Here is a 17,415-nt window from a genome sequence, read left to right on the forward strand (position 1 = left end):
TAATAGGCCAGTAATTCAGACAATTGCACCCATCGGACCACTTTTAAAATTGCGTTATACTCTGCCTACCTCGCTGCGACATTGATATCACCTGGAGAGCACGTATGAGTCTGGCACTGAAAAATTTGCTGACATTGTTAAATCTGGAAAAAATTGAAGAAGGACTCTTTCGGGGCCAAAGTGAAGACTTAGGGTTACGTCAGGTTTTTGGGGGACAGGTTGTCGGTCAGGCGCTATATGCCGCAAAAGAAACCGTACCGGAAGAGCGTCTGGTACACTCTTTTCACAGCTACTTTTTACGCCCCGGCGATAGCCAAAAACCCATCATCTATGATGTGGAAGTCCTGCGTGATGGTAACAGCTTCAGCGCGCGCCGCGTTGCCGCGATCCAGAATGGTAAACCCATTTTTTACATGACTGCCTCTTTTCAGGCACCGGAAGACGGATTTGAACATCAGAAAACCATGCCAGATGCGCCGGGTCCCGATGAGCTGAAATCAGAAACGGAAATTGCCCGCTCAGTGGCGCATTTGCTGCCGCCGCTGTTGAAAGAAAAATTTATCAACGATCGTCCGTTGGAAGTACGCCCTGTCGAGTTTCATAACCCCCTAAAAGGTCACGTCGCACCTCCGACGCGCCAGGTATGGATCCGAGCTAACGGCGTGCTGCAGGACGATCTGCGCGTCCATCAGTATCTGCTGGGTTATGCCTCAGACCTGAACTTCCTGCCTGTTGCGCTGCAACCGTATGGGATTGGCTTCCTGGAAAAAGGGATTCAGATCGCCACCATTGACCATTCCATGTGGTTCCACCGTCCGTTTAATATCAATGAATGGCTGCTGTATAACGTCGAGAGTACTTCGGCATCCGGTGCCCGGGGCTTTGTACGCGGAGAGTTTTATACCCAGGATGGTGTGCTGGTCGCTTCTACCGTACAGGAAGGGGTAATGCGTAATCGCAATTGAGAATTACCGGATGGTGGCGCAAAAGCGTTGCCATCCGGCAAATTGAGAATCAGGCGTTGTAAGCGTTCTCGCCGTGACTGTTTACATCCAGACCTTCGCGCTCCTGCTCTTCCGGTACGCGCAAACCAACCGTCATATCCGCCAGCTTATAGCCAATGAAAGCCACCACGCCAGACCAGACGATGGTGATCGCCACGCTTTCCAGTTGCACCAGCAGCTGATGCCCCATGGTCACGCCCTCGGCAAAGCCCACGCCTCCCAAAGAGCTGGCAGCGAAAACTCCGGTCAGGATACAGCCGACAATGCCGCACACGCCGTGAACGCCAAACACGTCACACGGATCGTCCACACGCAGAAAACGCTTCAGCATGGTCACGCCCCACAGGCCTGCCAGACCCGCAACGACACCGATAATCAGCGCTCCGCCGACACCGATGTAGCCACATGCAGGTGTTACGCCCACCAGACCTGCAATGGCACCAGAGCAGGCGCCCAGCAGAGACGGTTTACCACGCAGCGCCCATTCACCGAAGATCCATCCGAGGATGGCTGCAGCGGTGGCGACCACGGTATTGACGAAGGCCAGTGCGGCGATTTCATTTGCCGTACCCGCTGAACCAGCGTTAAAGCCAAACCAACCAATGTAGAGAATAGCGGTACCGGTGAAGACCATCGGCAGGTTATGCGGTTTAAAAGCTTCTTTGCCAAAACCGACACGTTTGCCAATCAGATACGCGCCTACCAGACCGGCAATCGCCGCGTTGATGTGTACAACCGTTCCACCAGCAAAATCCAGCGCGCCGTGGGAAGCCAGCAAGCCGCCGCCCCAGACCATATGGGCAATGGGGATGTACGACAGCGTTAACCATACCACCACAAAAATCAGCACCGCGGAGAAGCGAATACGTTCAGCCAGCGCACCGACGATTAGCCCAACGGTGATGCAGGCGAACGAGCCCTGAAAAGCAACGTGAATGTACTGGTAGAAGCTCCCCGTTACCGCCGTCAGCGCAATATTCTTCAGCAATACCCAGTTGAAGTTGCCGAAGAAATTATTTCCTTCGCCAAAGGCCAGTGAGTAGCCATAAACCACCCATAAAATACAAACCAGAGCAAATGTCACCGTAACCTGAGTCAGCATCGACAGCACGTTCTTACCGCGAATCAAACCGCCGTAGAACAGCGCAATGCCAGGGATGGTCATAAACAACACCAGCGCGGTACAGATCATCATAAAAGCGTTATCCGCTTTATCCGCAACCGCCGGTGCCGCCATCGCCAGTCCCGGCAGCAGCGCCAGTGAAGCAATACCTGTTTTCATCGTTGCTATCTTCATTTTTTGGTTTCCTATCACTGTGTGCCAGACGTTACAGTGCGGCTTCGTCGGCTTCGCCGGTACGAATACGAATCACACGTTGCAGCTCGGCGACGAAGATTTTGCCGTCGCCAATTTTTCCGGTGTATGCCGCCTTACTGATGACATCAATCACGCCATCCAGTTGGTCGTCGGCAATCGCCACATCAATCTTCACCTTGGGCAGAAAATTGACGCTATATTCAGCCCCACGGTACAGCTCAGCATGACCTTTCTGTCGGCCAAACCCCTTCACTTCGGTGACGGTCAGCCCCTGAATACCAATAGACGACAATGCTTCACGGACGTCTTCCAGTTTGAACGGTTTGATTACCACGGTAACCAGCTTCATAGATCCCCTCCAGTCAGAATTCAGTAGTGGCTGCAGATACACGAGAGGAATATTGCAAGGGATGTGCCAGAAATGAAAAAGGCGGGATGATTCAGGTTCTCAGGGTACTTCCGGGAGAGAAAAAGAAAAAACGCACTATAACGGTGCATAGTGCGTTACATTTTTGCACCAGATTGTTGATTGCCGGATGGCAGCGTAAACGCCTTATCCGGCCTATGAGACCGCGCTGGCCGCAGACCGGGTAAGCGCCGCGCCATCAGGCGATAACAGAATCGTCTTGCGTACTGGCGGCTAACTCTTCACCCGCCAGTTGCAGCTGATACATCTGCCAGTAACGGCCTTGCGCCGCGAGTAATTGCTGGTGCGTACCACGCTCAACCGCCTGACCGCGATGCAGCACCAGAATGGTGTCCGCATCGACAATCGTCGATAACCGATGCGCAATCACCACCAGCGTGGTGTGTTCACGTACCGCCGCCAGAGCTTGCTGAATGGCCTGTTCAGTACCGGAGTCGATACTGGCCGTCGCTTCGTCGAGGATCAACACCTGTGGCGTTTCAACCAACACCCGCGCCAACGCCAGCAGCTGTTTTTGACCAACGGAGAGATTATTGCCCTGCTCGCCCAGCCGGGTATGAATCCCCTCGCTCAGACCTCGCGCCAGTTCTGCCAGTTGCACGGTCTCCAGCGCCTGCCATACCCGCTCTTCTGAGATATCGCGGCCCAGCGTGACGTTCGCCAGGAAGGTATCTGCCATCACCACCGGATCCTGCTGCACCATGGCGATGCCCTGACGTAACGCACCGTGGCTCAGTGAAGACAGCGGCCGTCCATCAAGGCGGATTTCCCCCTGCGTCAGCGGGTAGTAACCCATCAACAGGCTGGCGAGCGTGCTTTTACCACTGCCGGTGTGTCCGACCAAAGCCACAAAGCTGCGCGAAGGCACGGACAGACTGATATTTTGCAGCACCAGATTGTCGTCGCGATAGGCAAATGAAACGTTATCCACCTCAATGTCCCCGCTCTTTAGCGGTCGCTCATCTTCACCATAGCGCTGACGTGGCCCATCCATCAGTTCGAACACTCGCTCACCGGCGACAACCGCCTGCTGCAGCATTGATTGCTGAGTGGTCAACTCGATCAGCGGTTCGTTCAAACGGCCGAGGTAGCTGATAAACGCGTACAGCACGCCAACCTCGATCGAGCTGCCAGAGGTAAAACTGAACAGCATCAGCAATCCGCAGAGGATCAGCGCCGAGAAAAGGCTAAGCAGCGGGCGCAACAAAAAACCATCCAGTCGCAGGGTCTGCATACGCGCCATATAGTGCGAGCGGCTTGCTTCGCCCATTCTCTCGCCAAATCGCGCCTGCTGGCGGAACTGCTGGATAACACTCATGCCGTTGATGACTTCGTTAAAGCCATCGTTAATATCCGCCAGATAAGCGCGAACCCGGCGCACAATCGGGGTGCTGTAGCGTTGATAAATCACCATCACCACCAGCACGGCCGGGAAAATGGCCATCGCCACTAACGCCATACGCCACTCAAGGCTGAACATCGCTACCAGCATGGCGCCAATTAATGCCGCACTGCGCAGGACTGTTGCTACCACCGTCACGTACAGGTCGCGAATAACTTCGGTGTCGTTGGTCACGCGGGAGATTAGCTGCCCGACGGGTTGAGTATCAAAGGCGCTGAGCGGCTGGCGCAGCGCAGCGTCCATTACGTCGGTGCGCAACTGTTGTACTACGCCAACTGCCGCCTGGTTAAACAGCAATGACTGCGCGTAATGCAGGCCAGCCGCCAGCAGTTGCAGACCGATATATGCCGCAACCAGCCCGGCGACCATCGCCAGCGGCAGATTATTCTTCGCCACCATGTTATCGATAAAATAGCTAATCAGCAGCGGACCGCTGACTTCCGCCGCAGCCGCCACCCACAGCATGACTACCGCAATAGCCAGCTGTTTTCGCCATGGAGAGCCATACGCCAGCAATCTTTTCAGGGTCGGCCATAATTGCCCAAAACTACGCATTAGCCGCCTCCTCGTTTATCTCTGGTGCATCAGTCAGCGCCGCTTCCAGTTGCTGATAGCGGTACATATCGCGATACCAGCCAGGCTGCTGCACTAACGCATCATGCTCGCCGCGCTGGGCAATATGCCCATGCTGCATCACGATAATCTCGCTGGCTTCCGTCAGGGCCGATAAACGGTGGGCGCTAATAATGACGGTTCTGCCTTCGCCCCACTGGCGCAGGTTATGCAGGATCTGATGCTCGGTACGACCATCTACCGCCGACAGCGCATCATCCAGAATCAGGATTTCAGCGTTCAGGAGTAGCGCTCGAGCGATAGAAATACGCTGTTTTTGCCCACCAGACAGCATCACCCCACGTTCGCCCACTTCGGTGTCGTAGCCCTGCGGAAGACGTAAAATATCCTCATGAACGCTGGCAAGGCGTGCCACATACTCGATCTCTTCCTGCGTGGCCTGAGGGCGTCCTAACGCGATGTTATTGCCAACGGTATCCGAAAACAGGAATGGCGTCTGGCTGACAACTGCCAGCCGGCTGCGCCAGCTATCCAGTTGTAATCGCGTTAAGGGGATATCATGAAAGCGCACATCGCCGTGGGTGATATCAAAATGACGCTGAATCAGCGACAGCACCGTACTTTTCCCCGCGCCGGTAGGCCCACAAATGCCCAACATCTGCCCAGGTTTAAGCTGGAAGTTCACATTTTCCAGCGCCGGGTGTGCCGTTTGCGGGTAGCAAAATTCGCGAATCGCCACCGCCAGCTCCCCACGCCCTTCCGGTACCGGTTCAGTGCCGTCATCCACCACCGGCGCTTCAGACAGCATGGCGCGAATACGGCTATACGCCGCGCTGCCACGTTCGACGATGTTAAACATCCATGCCAGTGCCAGCATTGGCCAAATCATTAAACCGAGATACATCATAAAGCTGGTGAGCTGGCCGAGCGTCAGCGAGCCGTGCACCACCATCCAGCTTCCGCCAGCAATCGCCAGTAGGTTAGCCATGCCAATGGCGATATAAATCGTGGGATCAAAACGGGCGTCAATGCGCGCCACGCGCAGATTTTTCTTTCCGGTATCTTCGGCATCGGCGGCAAATAATGCCGATTGCCGATCCTCCAGACCGAAGGCCTTGATCATACGAATACTGGTCAGGCTTTCCTGAGTACGGTCGTTGAGACTGGAAAACGCCGCCTGCGCCAGCTTAAAGCGATTATGGAGTCGATCGCCGTAACGTTTGATCATCAACGCCATCACCGGCATCGGCAGCAGCGCAATTAACGTCAGTTGCCAGCTTATCTGCGTTGACATCACGATCAGCACCGCACATCCCATTACCAGCGAATCTACCAGCGTCAGCACGCCTTCTCCGGCGGCAAATACGACCCGATCGACATCGTTGGTCGCACGCGCCATCAGATCGCCCGTGCGGTGACGCAGATAAAATTCTGGATGCTGGCGACTCAACTGACGGTAATAATCTTCCCGCAGCTCAACCGCCAGTTGGTAGGATGCGCCAAACAGCAGCACGCGCCAGACATAGCGCAGCAAATAAACCACCACTGCAATCAGGGCAATTGTTCCCACCCACATCAGCAGCCGCTCGGTGGTGAAGCGTTGAGTCGTCACGCCATCCACAATGATCCCGACCACTTTCGGCGGAATAAGCTGAAGGATAGCGATGATGATAAGCAGGGCCACCGCCCCGAGGTAGCGACGCCACTCCCGGCGGAAGTACCAGCTTAATTGAGCAAATAATCGCACGCGTTATATCCTGACAAGATTTCCGGCAATAAGCGCCGGGAGAGTTATTCAATAGGGAGCGCAGTTGTGTATTTAATCTGTTCCATCGCAAAGCTGGAGGTGACGTCAGACAGGCCCGGTACGCTGTTCACCAGGCGCTTATAAAATTCATCGTAGCTTTTCATATCGGCGACCTGCACTCGCATCAGGTAATCATATTCCCCTGCCATACGCCAGAACCCCAGAACCTCCGGCATACCGGTGACTTCGGTGACAAAGCGGCAATACCATTCACTGCTGTGATGCTGAGTCTTAATCAGCACAAACGCGGTCAGCCCCAGCCCCAGTTTTTCTGGATCCAACAGGGCGACTCTACCCAGCAGGATACCGTCATCCTCAAGCCGTTTGAGGCGTTTCCAGCAGGGGGTGGTAGTCAGATTAACGGCATCTGCTAACGCCTGCAAAGAAAGGGTGCAGTCCTGTTGCAGTAAGCTAAGCAGCTTACGGTCAATTTTGTCTAACATATCCACTCCACAGAGAAGAATTTTCTCCTTACATTCTATTTTAAAGGCTAAATGGCAACAATTTTTTCCGTGCTTTTCGCTATTCTTGGCACAAAATGACAAATGGATATCTATTAATGATGAATAGCTCCTGGGTTAAAAACGCCATCAATGAAATCAACGCGGATTATCAGCGTTCTGCGGATACGCATCTCATTCGTCTGTCGCTACCGGCGTTCCCGGGCATTCAGATCTATTTAAAAGATGAGAGCACGCATCCCACCGGGAGCCTGAAGCATCGTCTGGCGCGTTCACTGTTTCTGTACGGATTGTGCAATGGCTGGATTAAAGAAGGCACCACCATCATTGAATCATCGTCCGGTTCAACGGCGGTCTCTGAGGCTTATTTCGCCCGACTGTTAGGGCTGCCGTTTATTGCCGTCATGCCTTCCTGTACGGCGAAGCGTAAAATTGAACAGATTGAGTTTTACGGTGGTCGCTGTCATTTCGTGGAAAGCGCCTGTGAAATCTATGCGGCCTCTGAACAGCTGGCGCGTGAGCTGAACGGTCATTACATGGACCAGTTCACTTATGCTGAGCGCGCTACCGACTGGCGTGGCAATAACAATATTGCTGACAGCATCTTCCGTCAGATGCAGTGCGAGCCCAACCCTGTCCCCCGCCATATTGTAATGAGCGCCGGAACCGGCGGCACCTCTGCAACCATTGGCCGCTATATTCGCTGTCAGGGCTACGATACTCGCCTGATGGTGGTGGATCCGGAAAACTCAGTCTTTCTGCCCTTCTGGCAGGATCGCGATGCAACGTTACGCAGCCCGGTAGGAAGCAAAATCGAAGGCATCGGCCGCCCACGTGTCGAACCCTCCTTCATTCCTGACGTAGTCGATGAAATGCTGCGCGTGCCGGATGCCGCAAGCGTGGCCACCGCACACTGGCTGGAAACGCAGTTGGGCCGCAAAGTCGGCGCTTCAACCGGCACCAACATGTGGGGAACGCTGCAACTTGCCGCCCGTATGCGCGATGCCGGAGAAAGCGGTTCACTGGTCACGCTGCTGTGCGACAGCGGCGAACGCTATCTTGAAACCTACTACAACCCGCAGTGGATCGACACGCACATCGGTGATTTAACGCCGTGGAAAGCGGAACTCACCCGGCTTCTGAACACCCATTAATGGGATAATAAATATCCTCCGGCATAGCCGGAGGTTTTTCGGATGCGCCTATAAGGCTCTGTTACCAGCCGCGCCCTAACAGGCGCATACGATCTGACATTTGCATCAGACTTCGTTACTTACGGCCCGTAAACGGGCTACCCGGATAAGCGATCGATAACTGCTCACCCATTTTATCTTCTGCAAGCTGGTGCTTTATGTATTCCTGTATCTTCACCGTGTTCTTACCCACCGTATCTACGTAGTATCCCCGGCACCAGAACTCTCTATTCCTGTACTTGAATTTCATATCCCCAAACTGTTCATACAGCATCAGACTGCTTTTCCCTTTCAGATACCCCATAAAGCCGGATACGCTCATTTTGGGTGGGATTTCCACAAGCATATGGATATGATCCGCACAGCATTCCGCTTCCAGGATCCGCACGTTTTTCCACTCACACAGCTTTCTTAAGATGCTGCCTATCGCCCTGCGTTTCTCACCGTAGAATGCTTGTCTTCGGTATTTGGGCGCAAAAACTATGTGATATTTACAGTTCCATCGGGTGTGCGCTAAGCTCTTTTCGTCCCCCATTGGGACCCCCTTTTGATTTCTTGTTAAACATTTGCAGTTGCCAGACCGCAATGTGTTTTAACAAATCAAAAGGGGTTTTAATAACTGGCCCAAAGCTGAAAGCTTTCCGGAACCCCCAGCCTAGCTGGGGGTTTTCTGTGCACAAAAAAAAGCCAGACGCGAAGTCTGGCTTGCTGGAAGGGATCTCTCATTCGGGGGAATAAGGTAGATGCGGATTGTCCAGCCAATGCGTCAAAAAGTGTGACACCGCCTGATTGCGGCAATGCCCAATCACCGACAAATGCGGCAGTTCAGCAATCAGTTGTGGCATCGCGTTACCCATAATCAGGCCGCGCCCAACGCTGCCTAACATTTCGCGATCGTTCATGGCATCGCCAAACGCCATACATTCGGCCATTGAATAACCTAAGTGGTCGCTTAGTACCGCCAGCGCCGATCCTTTGTTACAGCCCAGCGGCAGCACCTCAAGGCAATCAACCGCGGAAAAACAAAGATTTGCCTGCTCACCCAGCGCCTCATTCAGTTGAATGCGTAATTGGATCAGGGAGTCATGATCCCCACAGAAACAGACTTTCGTTACCTGATGAGCCGGGATACGTTTCACATCGACGATCTGGTAGCGAAATCCGCTATACACATGCGCCTGTAGCAGCGATGGGATCTCTTGTCCGGTGAACCAACCGTTGTCATTAAAGACATGCATGCTGGCTGTAGTATCCCACTTCTGATGTAACACAATATCCGCCACAGTCGGATCCAGATCCTGACGGTGCAATACATCGCCCTCAACAGAGTGAATGCGCGTGCCGTTACCCGTGATCAAAAAGGCGTCCAGTGAGATAGAACCCAAAATATGGCGCATCTCCAGCACATGGCGGCCGGTGGCAAATGTCAGGGTGATCTCGCGTTCACGCAGGCGCGCCAGCGTTGAAAGCGTTTCGTCACCTAAATGGTGATTCGGCATCAAAAGGGTGCCATCCATATCAAATGCAGCCAGACGAGCCATTTCTTTCTCCACACTGTGACGCGGTTAACTTGTGATTCAGTATCACCTGAGATATACGGAAGTAATAGTGAATAGATAAAATGATTTGTTCCGGGTTTATTACACAAAATCATTCAAGTTGCATCCAGGCGGCAAGTGAATGAACGTCCAGGAGCATGCAGTGACTGGGGTGATCTTGACCCTCCATCTCCGAACAGCTTTTGTATCTTAAGTTAACGATGTCCGCTGCCGCCGGTATTCCCTCGGGGAGTGATATCCCAGCGCGCTGTGCGGGTGGTTTTCATTGTAATGCGTGAACGCTACTGCAAGGTTTCGCAGTGCTGTTCTCACATCCGGTTTTGGCATGAACGCGATATAGTCTTCTTTCATCGTTTTCACGAACCGTTCGGCCATGCCATTACTCTGCGGGCTGCTCACCGCTGTTGTGCAGGGCTCCAGATTCAGCTCTCTCGCGAACCTCCGCGTTTCATACGCGGTATACGCTGAACCGTTATCCGTCAGCCACTGCACCGCTGTGTCGGGCAACCTGTCGCCGAAGCGCTTTTCCACCGACCTCAGCATCACATCCTGCACGGTCGAACTGTCATAGCCTCCCGTGCTTGCTGCCCAGTCTATGGCCTCACGGTCGCAGCAGTCCAGCGCGAACGTTACCCGCAGTTTTTCGCCGTTGTCGCAGCCGAACTCGAAGCCATCTGAACACCAGCGCATATCGCTTTCTGCCACCGCTATCTTGCCCTTATGTTCACGCTTCGGTCGCTCTGGTTTGTGATGCAACAACAACAGGTTATGCTCGCTCATTATCCTGTAAAGCCGTTTGGCATTCACAGGTGGCTGTCCCTCTGTGCGACGTTGCTTGCGCAGGATGCCCCACACGCGTCGATAACCATAACTCGGCATATCGCTGATAATGTTGAGGATAGCCGACAGTATTTCTGCGTCTGCTTCTTCATTACGCCGGTTACAGCGCCTGTCCTGCCAGTCGGCAGAACGGTTAATCCGCAGTGACAGTTGCGCACGCGACACGCCCATGGTCCGGCTGACCATGGCTATTCCCCGTCCTTTGGCAACAAGGGCGCGTGCGCTATCCATTTTCGCGACTGACCGTACTCCACGGCTTCTTTCAGGATCTCAACTTCCATCGTTTTCTTGCCCAGAAGGCGCTGAAGCTCCCGGACCTGCTTCAGAGCAGCAGTAAGCTCAGAAGCAGGAACGACTTCCTCTCCAGCCGCAACGGCGGTGAGGCTGCCTTCCTGATATTGCTTCTTCCACTTAAACAGCAGGCTGGGCTGGATACCATGCAGGCGGGCGACATGGGAGACATTCATACCCGGCTCCATCGTCTGCTGGATAATGGCGATCTTCTCCTGAGGAGTTTTACGTTTACGGACTTCTTGCCCTAACAGGATCCCGGTCATCTCAAAATTGGCGTTAGTGTTAGACATATATTCAAGCCTATCTCTTATCTGGAGATACAGCTACTGTCCGGTGTTTCAGGGGGCTACATCACATGCAGTGACTGGGGTGAATTAACGCCGCCAACAAAGAGGCAGCTTGAAGGATGACGTGTATATGAGATTGTTGAATCGCCTGAATCAGTACCAACGCCTGTGGCAGCCGTCGGCGGGAGAACCGCAGTCGGTGACCGTCGGGGAGCTGGCAGAACGCTGTTTTTGTAGCGAGCGCCACGTGCGTACCCTGCTGAAGCAAGCGCAGGATGCTGGCTGGCTGGAGTGGCACGCCCAGTCGGGGCGTGGGAAACGCGGGCAGCTACGCTTTTTGGTGACGCCAGATTCGCTACGCAGCATTATGATGGAGCAAGCGCTGCAAAAGGGGGAGCAACTTAGCGTACTGGAGCTGGCTCAGCTGGCGCCGGGAGAATTAAGAACGCTGCTCCAGCCGTTTATGGGCGGGCAGTGGCAAAATGACACGCCAACGCTGCGTATCCCCTATTACCGCCAGCTCGACCCTTTGCACCCTGGATTCCTCCCCGGTCGCGCAGAGCAACACCTCGCCGGACAAATATTCTCGGGCCTGACCCGGTTCGACAGTGTTACGCAACGCCCCTGCGGAGATTTAGCCCACCACTGGAATATCTCCGCCGACGGCCAGCGCTGGGATTTCTATATTCGCTCCACCCTGTACTGGCATAACGGCGATGCGGTCAGCAGCACACAGCTACATCAACAGTTGCTGAAGCTGTTAGAGCTACCCGCGTTAAATAAGCTGTTTATCAGCGTAAAGCGCATTGAGGTGACGCATCCCCAGTGCCTAACCTTTATTTTGCATCGCCCCGACTTCTGGCTGGCGCATCGTCTGGCAAGCTACAGCAGTCACCTGGCACATCCCGAACTCCCGTTTGTTGGTACCGGTCCGTTCCGGTTGACGCTGTTTACCCCAGACCTGGTGCGCATCGAGAGTCACGATCACTACCACCTGAGTCATCCGCTACTAAAAGCCATTGAATACTGGATAACCCCGCAGCTTTTCTCCCAGGATTTGGGCACCAGCTGTCGCCATCCGGTTCAAATTGCAATTGGTAAACCCGAAGAGCTTCCCATGCTAAGCCAGGTAAGCAGCGGGATCAGCCTCGGTTTCTGCTATCTCACGCTCAGAAAAAGCGCGCGGCTGAATACGCAGCAGGCCCGTCGCCTGGTCAATATTATCCACCGATCTTCCCTGCTACAAACGCTTGACGTGGATGAAAACCTGATCACGCCAAGCAATGCGCTGCTGCCGGGATGGACGATCCCCCAATGGGATGAACGGGATGACGTGCCGCTACCGGAAAAACTTACGCTGGCCTATCACCTGCCGGTAGAGTTGCACGCCATGGCTGAACAGCTTCGCCAGGCGCTGGCGCTACTCGGCTGTGAATTAACGCTTATTTTTCATAATGCTAAAAACTGGGATGGCGACCATCCTTTAGCCCAGGCCGACCTGATGATAGGAGACAGGCTGATTGGCGAAGCGCCTGAATATACCCTCGAACAGTGGCTGCGCTGCGATCAGCTCTGGTCACATGTATTGAGCTCGCCGGCATATACTCATCTGCAAACCACCCTGGATGCCCTGCAAATCCAGGCCGATGAGGACGATCGTCATGCGGCTTTACAACACGTTTTCGCCTCGCTGATGCATGACGCGACCCTGACACCGCTGTTCAATTATCACTATCGTATTAGCGCTCCGCCGGGCGTGAACGGCGTACGCCTGAATCCTCGCGGCTGGTTTGAATTTACCGAAGCCTGGCTACCGCCCCCGTCGGCGTGAAGAAGCTGGTCGGCGACACGCCCAGGCGCTACCATAAGGGTTTCGTTATTTGTCAGGAAAAACCATGAAACGTGCCGTTGTTGTATTCAGTGGGGGTCAGGACTCCACAACCTGTCTGGCGCAAGCGCTGCATCAGTATGATGAAGTGCACTGCGTGACCTTTGATTATGGTCAGCGCCATCGCGCTGAGATTGATGTCGCACGTGACCTGGCCTTAAAACTTGGCGCGCGTGCGCACAAGGTACTTGATGTAACGCTGCTCAGCGAACTGGCCGTCAGCAGCCTGACCCGCGATAACATTCCGGTACCCGATTACGAACCGGATGCGAACGGCATTCCTAATACCTTTGTGCCAGGACGCAATATTCTGTTTTTAACGTTGGCGGCGATTTACGCGTATCAGGTGCAGGCGGAGGCGGTCATTACCGGCGTTTGTGAAACGGATTTCTCTGGATATCCGGACTGCCGCGATGAGTTCGTCAAAGCCCTGAATCATGCCGTAAGCCTGGGAATGGCGAAAGATATTCGCTTTGAAACCCCGCTGATGTGGATCGATAAAGCCGAAACCTGGGCACTGGCCGATTACTGGGGCAAGCTGGACCTGGTACGCGAAGAAACGCTGACCTGCTATAACGGCATCAAAGGTGACGGTTGCGGTCACTGCGCGGCCTGTAATCTGCGCGCCAACGGCCTGAACCATTATCTGGCAGATAAACCGGCAGTGATGGCGGCAATGAAGCAGAAAACAGGACTAAAGTGATCGTTTTGCCGGATGGCGGTGCACGCACCTTATCCGGCTTTCGACATTCACCATGGTCAATATCGCCCGTAAGCCTGATAAGCGAAGCGCCGTCAGGCTTCCTTCCATCACTTCACCATCTGCTCCAGTTTTTCGCGCAACTCCCCTTCCAGCGGTAGCGCCTTTTGCGTTTTCAAATCAATACAGACGAAGGTAATCAACGCGTCTGCCACCACCTGTCCTTCCGGCTCCAGGGTGATAGTCTGGTTCAACACACCGCTTTTGCCATTTAACTGTTGCACCTGACTGGTAATGGTCAGCAGGTCGCTCAGCACCGCAGGGCGGCGGTAGTTAATGTTAATATTCACGACCACAAAAGCGATGTTGTGTGCGGTCATCCACTGAAAGCTGTCGCTGTTTTCCAGGCCATCCCAGCGGGCTTCTTCCAGAAACTCAAGATAGCGAGCATTGTTAACGTGCTGATAGACATCAAGATGAAAACCACGAACTTTGATTTGTGTTTGCATAGCGCAGGAGCCTTACGTTGTTTTTATAGGAACACACTTTAGGGTAAGAGGTCATAACTGGTATGACCTCTACAGTCTGGCAAACTTTCAGCACTCTGCAAGTTATTAAAGTGTTAAAACTGCCAGATTGCGCTCTACCAGCGAACTCCCTATGCCCGGCACCTGCTTTAAGTCCTCCACCGTTTTAAACGGCCCGTACTCCTCACGATAGCTGACAATCGCCTGTGCTTTCTTCAGACCTACGCCATTCATGACTCGCGCTAAATCCTCCGCAGAAGCGCTGTTGATGCTTACCCTGGTGCCTTCATCATCGCTCGCTTTAGCCGGTTGCGTGGCTTTGCTTTGTGCTACTCCCGTAGCATCCGCTTTGGCTTGAGTCGCCTGGCTTTTGGCGACTGGCTCTGCAGCCAGTGCGCTTTGAGCCATACCGGCGCAGGTCAATGAAAGGGTAATAAGCAGGGCTTTGATTCCATGTTTCATACTGTTTTCTCCTTGTTTGTTAACAGTGGAATCACGATAGCGAGGTGCAGAACGGCAGACAAACGGCAAATATCAGAAATGGAAAAGGCCGCGAAAGCGGCCTTTGGTTGATACAACTTTTTGCAATTTTTTGCGAGTAGCCTCGGTTATTGCTGCTGTTCCAGCGCGTCACCGACTTTAATTTTTGCGGCTTTACGCAGGTTGCTCATCAGCGCTTCAAAGACAATCTGCGCATTGTTCTGGGTAATCCCCTGAACCATCGCTTTCTTCTGCTCTTCAGGCATAGAACCGGCTTTCACCTCGTCCAGCGCCAGCAGTACAACGTTACCCTGCATGTCGTTCGCCACGCCGTAGCTCGGTTTGTCTTTCGCCGGCAGGCTCAGGCCAAAGGCCGCCTGACTCAGCGGATCCTGACCCGTACGGCTCAGCGTTTTCGCTTCGCCAAAGCTCAGACCCGCCGCTTTCATGGCTTCATCGCCCTTACCAGCTTTCAGATCCGCCAGCAGTTTATCGGCATCAAGCTTCGCCAGCTGCTCTGCTTTATTGTGCTTAACAAGCGCAGTAACCTGATCTTTCACTTCAGCCAGTGGTTTAACGGCTTCAGCTTTGTGCTCTGCAATACGCAGTACAAACGCGCGATCGCCATCCACGGTGATGATGTCGGAGTTACTGCCAGGCGTACCGTTCTCACCAACCAAACCACCATTGAAAATGATGTCAGCGACCGGTTTGAAGTTCAGCTCTTCCGGCAGGCTGTCACGGCTAAACCAGCCCGTTTCAACCGCTTTCATACCCGCCGCCTGCTCCGCGCCCGCCAGGGATTCGTTATCGTTGCTGGCGGCATCGCTCACTTTCTGCTGCAGCGCATAGTAGGCATCCAGCGCTTTTTCCTGCTTCACTTTCGCCGCAATGTCGTCGCGGGCTTCGCTCAGCGGTTTAACCTGCGCAGGCTGCACGTCGTCAAGACGCGCAACGAGGAAACCAACGGAAGACTTAATCACACCTGACAGTTGGCCTTTCTCTTTCAGACCGGCATTCTTCAGCTCATCCGGGGTGGTGGAATCTTCCAGCCATCCCATATCACCGCCTTTACGGGCAGAGATGATGTCAGCAGATTTTTCTTTTGCCAGCGCAGCGAAATCACCGCCTTTGTTCAGCTCGTCCAGTACCGCTTTGGCTTCATCTTCCGTTTTGGTCTGAATGATGCTGTAGCGGTTACGCTGCGGCTGAGTGAACTGATCCTGATGCTGGTCATAATAAGCCTGAATATCAGCATCGCTGGCCGTCTCCTGCATAGCAGCAGCATCCAGCTTGATGTAGCTCACGCGGAACTGTTCCGGCGTCATAAAGTTGTTTTTATTCTGCTCGTAGTAGCTGGCAACTTCCTGCTCGGTAACAGACTGCTTCGCGGCCAGTGCGTTAACGTCAATTGTCGCCTCGCGAACGATACGCTGCTGTGCGACCAGCGCCGCCAGCTCGTCCGTTTCGCCTTTCAGCATGAAGTCCGTACCGGCAACGCCGTTAATCAGTTGCTGGGTAGTAAGCTGATTACGTAATGCCTGAGCGTACTGGTCTGCGGTCATTCCCATCTGATTAACAATCGCGTTGTAGCGATTGTTATCAAATTTACCGTCCACCTGGAACGCAGGCGTGGCGAAAATAGCCTGTTTAACCTGATCGTCGCTGATGTTGAGATTAAGCTCGCGGGAGTACTGATCCAGCAGCGCTTCGTCAATAAGACGATTCAGCACCTGCTGACGCAGCGTTTTCATGTAGCCTTCGTTCGCAGCCAGTTCGGAGTATTGATCGCCCAGCTGTTGCTGCATGCGGTTACGTTCGCTGTTGAACGCATTCTCGAACTGCCCGCGGCTAATCTCCTGGCCATTCACTTTGGCGGCGAAGTTATTGCCCCCGCCAATCAGGTAACCACTCACGCCGGTCAAAATGAACGACACGATAATGATACCGAAAATAATCTTGAGCACGAGACTGTTAGCAGCCGTGCGTAAGCTGTCCATCATGGTGTAACCACACTCCGCTGTAGATGACTATACGCGTTATCTCTCAAGCCGCCTGCGCGTTGTCACAACAGCGGCGGCAAGGATTTTGAGTATATATGCTTCACGCAGCATAGCGTTTCCTGAACGCTGCGTACAAAGGCCTATTGTGACAAGAAACAGGGGCAATTGTCAGCCCACAACGCGTAGAAAGTACCGGAATTACAAATAAAAAAGGCACATCAGTCGATGCGCCCTTGTACTTCGTCACATCCCCAAAGGGGAAATCACTTAGTTTACCGCGTCTTTCAGTGCTTTACCTGCACGGAAGCCCGGTACTTTAGCCGCGGCGATGGTGATCTCTTTACCTGTTTGCGGGTTGCGACCAGTACGGGCAGCACGCTCTTTAACGGCAAAAGTACCAAAACCTACCAGCGCTACGTCATCACCTTCTTTCAGAGATTCGGTAACAGAAGCAATAATTGCATCTAACGCACGTCCAGCCGCAGCTTTAGAGATATCAGCCCCTGCAGCAATTTTGTCGATCAGTTGAGATTTATTCACTCTTCTCTTCCTCTTTATAATTTATATCGCACCTGAATCCTTCAAAGTGCGAACGCGCAGCAGTTATATCAGGCCTGCCATGCCCTTACAACACCCGTTAATGATGGCAAGC

Annotated in this window: 16 protein-coding genes; 4 read left to right on the forward strand and 12 right to left on the reverse strand. The window is 53.6% G+C overall.

What is annotated here, in order from left to right:
- Positions 1-104: 104 nt before the first annotated feature.
- Positions 105-965, forward strand: a complete 861-nt coding sequence (gene tesB, locus HV350_RS18155) for an acyl-CoA thioesterase II (protein ID WP_016152062.1) — start codon at positions 105-107, stop codon at positions 963-965.
- Between the two features lie 49 nt (positions 966-1,014).
- Here the strand turns inward: tesB and amtB are convergent, their stop codons facing one another.
- The 5 genes from amtB to decR all read right to left on the reverse strand — a co-directional run bounded on the left by amtB (position 1,015) and on the right by decR (position 6,974).
- Complete coding sequence (gene amtB / locus HV350_RS18160; RefSeq protein ID WP_008783954.1) at positions 1,015-2,301, reverse strand: ammonium transporter AmtB; 1,287 nt, start codon at positions 2,299-2,301, stop codon at positions 1,015-1,017.
- Between the two features lie 31 nt (positions 2,302-2,332).
- Positions 2,333-2,671, reverse strand: a complete 339-nt coding sequence (glnK, locus tag HV350_RS18165; RefSeq protein ID WP_003021657.1) for a P-II family nitrogen regulator — start codon at positions 2,669-2,671, stop codon at positions 2,333-2,335.
- A gap of 256 nt (positions 2,672-2,927) precedes the next feature.
- Positions 2,928-4,706 (reverse strand): SmdB family multidrug efflux ABC transporter permease/ATP-binding protein, encoded by a 1,779-nt coding sequence (locus HV350_RS18170; RefSeq protein WP_016152061.1) that lies wholly within the window; start codon positions 4,704-4,706, stop codon positions 2,928-2,930.
- Positions 4,699-6,471, reverse strand: a complete 1,773-nt coding sequence (locus HV350_RS18175; RefSeq protein ID WP_016155869.1) for a SmdA family multidrug ABC transporter permease/ATP-binding protein — start codon at positions 6,469-6,471, stop codon at positions 4,699-4,701. The genes HV350_RS18170 and HV350_RS18175 overlap by 8 nt, the downstream gene beginning before the upstream one ends.
- 44 nt (positions 6,472-6,515) lie before the next feature.
- On the reverse strand, positions 6,516-6,974 hold the full coding sequence (gene decR / locus HV350_RS18180; RefSeq protein WP_016152059.1) for a DNA-binding transcriptional regulator DecR: 459 nt from the start codon (positions 6,972-6,974) through the stop codon (positions 6,516-6,518).
- Positions 6,975-7,090: 116 nt separating this feature from the next.
- Here decR and HV350_RS18185 point away from each other — a divergent pair, with 116 nt between their 5' ends.
- Positions 7,091-8,146, forward strand: coding sequence for a PLP-dependent cysteine synthase family protein (locus HV350_RS18185; protein WP_094168793.1), 1,056 nt, complete (start codon positions 7,091-7,093; stop codon positions 8,144-8,146).
- Positions 8,147-8,261: 115 nt separating this feature from the next.
- On the opposite strand, the gene tnpA is transcribed toward HV350_RS18185, so the two are convergent.
- The 3 genes from tnpA to HV350_RS18200 form a co-directional block, all read right to left on the reverse strand.
- On the reverse strand, positions 8,262-8,720 hold the full coding sequence (gene tnpA, locus HV350_RS18190; RefSeq protein ID WP_131381019.1) for an IS200/IS605 family transposase: 459 nt from the start codon (positions 8,718-8,720) through the stop codon (positions 8,262-8,264).
- Positions 8,721-8,907: 187 nt separating this feature from the next.
- Entirely contained in the window at positions 8,908-9,726 is an 819-nt protein-coding gene (gene cof / locus HV350_RS18195) for an HMP-PP phosphatase (RefSeq protein WP_047357700.1), read from the reverse strand.
- A gap of 207 nt (positions 9,727-9,933) precedes the next feature.
- Positions 9,934-11,141 (reverse strand): IS3 family transposase gene (locus tag HV350_RS18200; RefSeq protein ID WP_089617520.1). Its coding sequence is split into 2 segments (ribosomal slippage): positions 9,934-10,820 and positions 10,820-11,141, totalling 1,209 coding nucleotides; the frame shifts between segments, so codons are not numbered across the junction.
- A gap of 154 nt (positions 11,142-11,295) precedes the next feature.
- On the opposite strand from HV350_RS18200, the gene HV350_RS18205 reads away from it, so the two are divergent.
- Positions 11,296-12,996 carry an SgrR family transcriptional regulator gene (locus HV350_RS18205; protein WP_181629073.1) on the forward strand — a complete coding sequence of 567 codons (1,701 nt, stop codon included), beginning with the start codon at positions 11,296-11,298 and terminating at the stop codon, positions 12,994-12,996.
- Positions 12,997-13,060: 64 nt separating this feature from the next.
- Positions 13,061-13,756 (forward strand): 7-cyano-7-deazaguanine synthase QueC, encoded by a 696-nt coding sequence (gene queC, locus HV350_RS18210; protein WP_003021638.1) that lies wholly within the window; start codon positions 13,061-13,063, stop codon positions 13,754-13,756.
- A gap of 107 nt (positions 13,757-13,863) precedes the next feature.
- Here the strand turns inward: queC and fadM are convergent, their stop codons facing one another.
- The 4 genes from fadM to hupB form a co-directional block, all read right to left on the reverse strand.
- Complete coding sequence (fadM, locus tag HV350_RS18215) at positions 13,864-14,262, reverse strand: long-chain acyl-CoA thioesterase FadM (protein ID WP_016152055.1); 399 nt, start codon at positions 14,260-14,262, stop codon at positions 13,864-13,866.
- 105 nt (positions 14,263-14,367) lie between these two features.
- Positions 14,368-14,742 carry a helix-hairpin-helix domain-containing protein gene (locus HV350_RS18220; RefSeq protein WP_181629074.1) on the reverse strand — a complete coding sequence of 125 codons (375 nt, stop codon included), beginning with the start codon at positions 14,740-14,742 and terminating at the stop codon, positions 14,368-14,370.
- A 146-nt stretch (positions 14,743-14,888) separates the two neighbouring features.
- A complete protein-coding gene (ppiD, locus tag HV350_RS18225; RefSeq protein WP_181629076.1) occupies positions 14,889-16,763 on the reverse strand; it encodes a peptidylprolyl isomerase in 1,875 nt (624 codons plus the stop codon).
- A gap of 267 nt (positions 16,764-17,030) precedes the next feature.
- Positions 17,031-17,303: a nucleoid-associated protein HU-beta gene (gene hupB / locus HV350_RS18230; protein WP_003021629.1), complete on the reverse strand. Its 273-nt coding sequence runs from the start codon at positions 17,301-17,303 to the stop codon at positions 17,031-17,033.
- Between the last annotated feature and the right edge of the window lie 112 nt (positions 17,304-17,415).

The sequence above is a fragment of the Citrobacter sp. RHBSTW-01013 genome (genome assembly GCF_013781985.1).
In the GTDB taxonomy this organism is placed as follows: Bacteria; Pseudomonadota; Gammaproteobacteria; order Enterobacterales; family Enterobacteriaceae; genus Citrobacter; species Citrobacter braakii.

Coding starts and splice junctions, on each gene's coding strand:
- fadM (WP_016152055.1), bottom strand. CDS start 14,262: ATGCAAACACAAATCAAAGTTCGTGGTTTTCATCTTGATGTCTATCAG.
- cof (WP_047357700.1), bottom strand. CDS start 9,726: ATGGCTCGTCTGGCTGCATTTGATATGGATGGCACCCTTTTGATGCCG.
- amtB (WP_008783954.1), bottom strand. CDS start 2,301: ATGAAGATAGCAACGATGAAAACAGGTATTGCTTCACTGGCGCTGCTG.
- decR (WP_016152059.1), bottom strand. CDS start 6,974: ATGTTAGACAAAATTGACCGTAAGCTGCTTAGCTTACTGCAACAGGAC.
- tnpA (WP_131381019.1), bottom strand. CDS start 8,720: ATGGGGGACGAAAAGAGCTTAGCGCACACCCGATGGAACTGTAAATAT.
- HV350_RS18185 (WP_094168793.1), top strand. CDS start 7,091: ATGATGAATAGCTCCTGGGTTAAAAACGCCATCAATGAAATCAACGCG.
- ppiD (WP_181629076.1), bottom strand. CDS start 16,763: ATGATGGACAGCTTACGCACGGCTGCTAACAGTCTCGTGCTCAAGATT.
- queC (WP_003021638.1), top strand. CDS start 13,061: ATGAAACGTGCCGTTGTTGTATTCAGTGGGGGTCAGGACTCCACAACC.
- tesB (WP_016152062.1), top strand. CDS start 105: ATGAGTCTGGCACTGAAAAATTTGCTGACATTGTTAAATCTGGAAAAA.
- HV350_RS18205 (WP_181629073.1), top strand. CDS start 11,296: ATGAGATTGTTGAATCGCCTGAATCAGTACCAACGCCTGTGGCAGCCG.
- HV350_RS18170 (WP_016152061.1), bottom strand. CDS start 4,706: ATGCGTAGTTTTGGGCAATTATGGCCGACCCTGAAAAGATTGCTGGCG.
- HV350_RS18220 (WP_181629074.1), bottom strand. CDS start 14,742: ATGAAACATGGAATCAAAGCCCTGCTTATTACCCTTTCATTGACCTGC.
- glnK (WP_003021657.1), bottom strand. CDS start 2,671: ATGAAGCTGGTTACCGTGGTAATCAAACCGTTCAAACTGGAAGACGTC.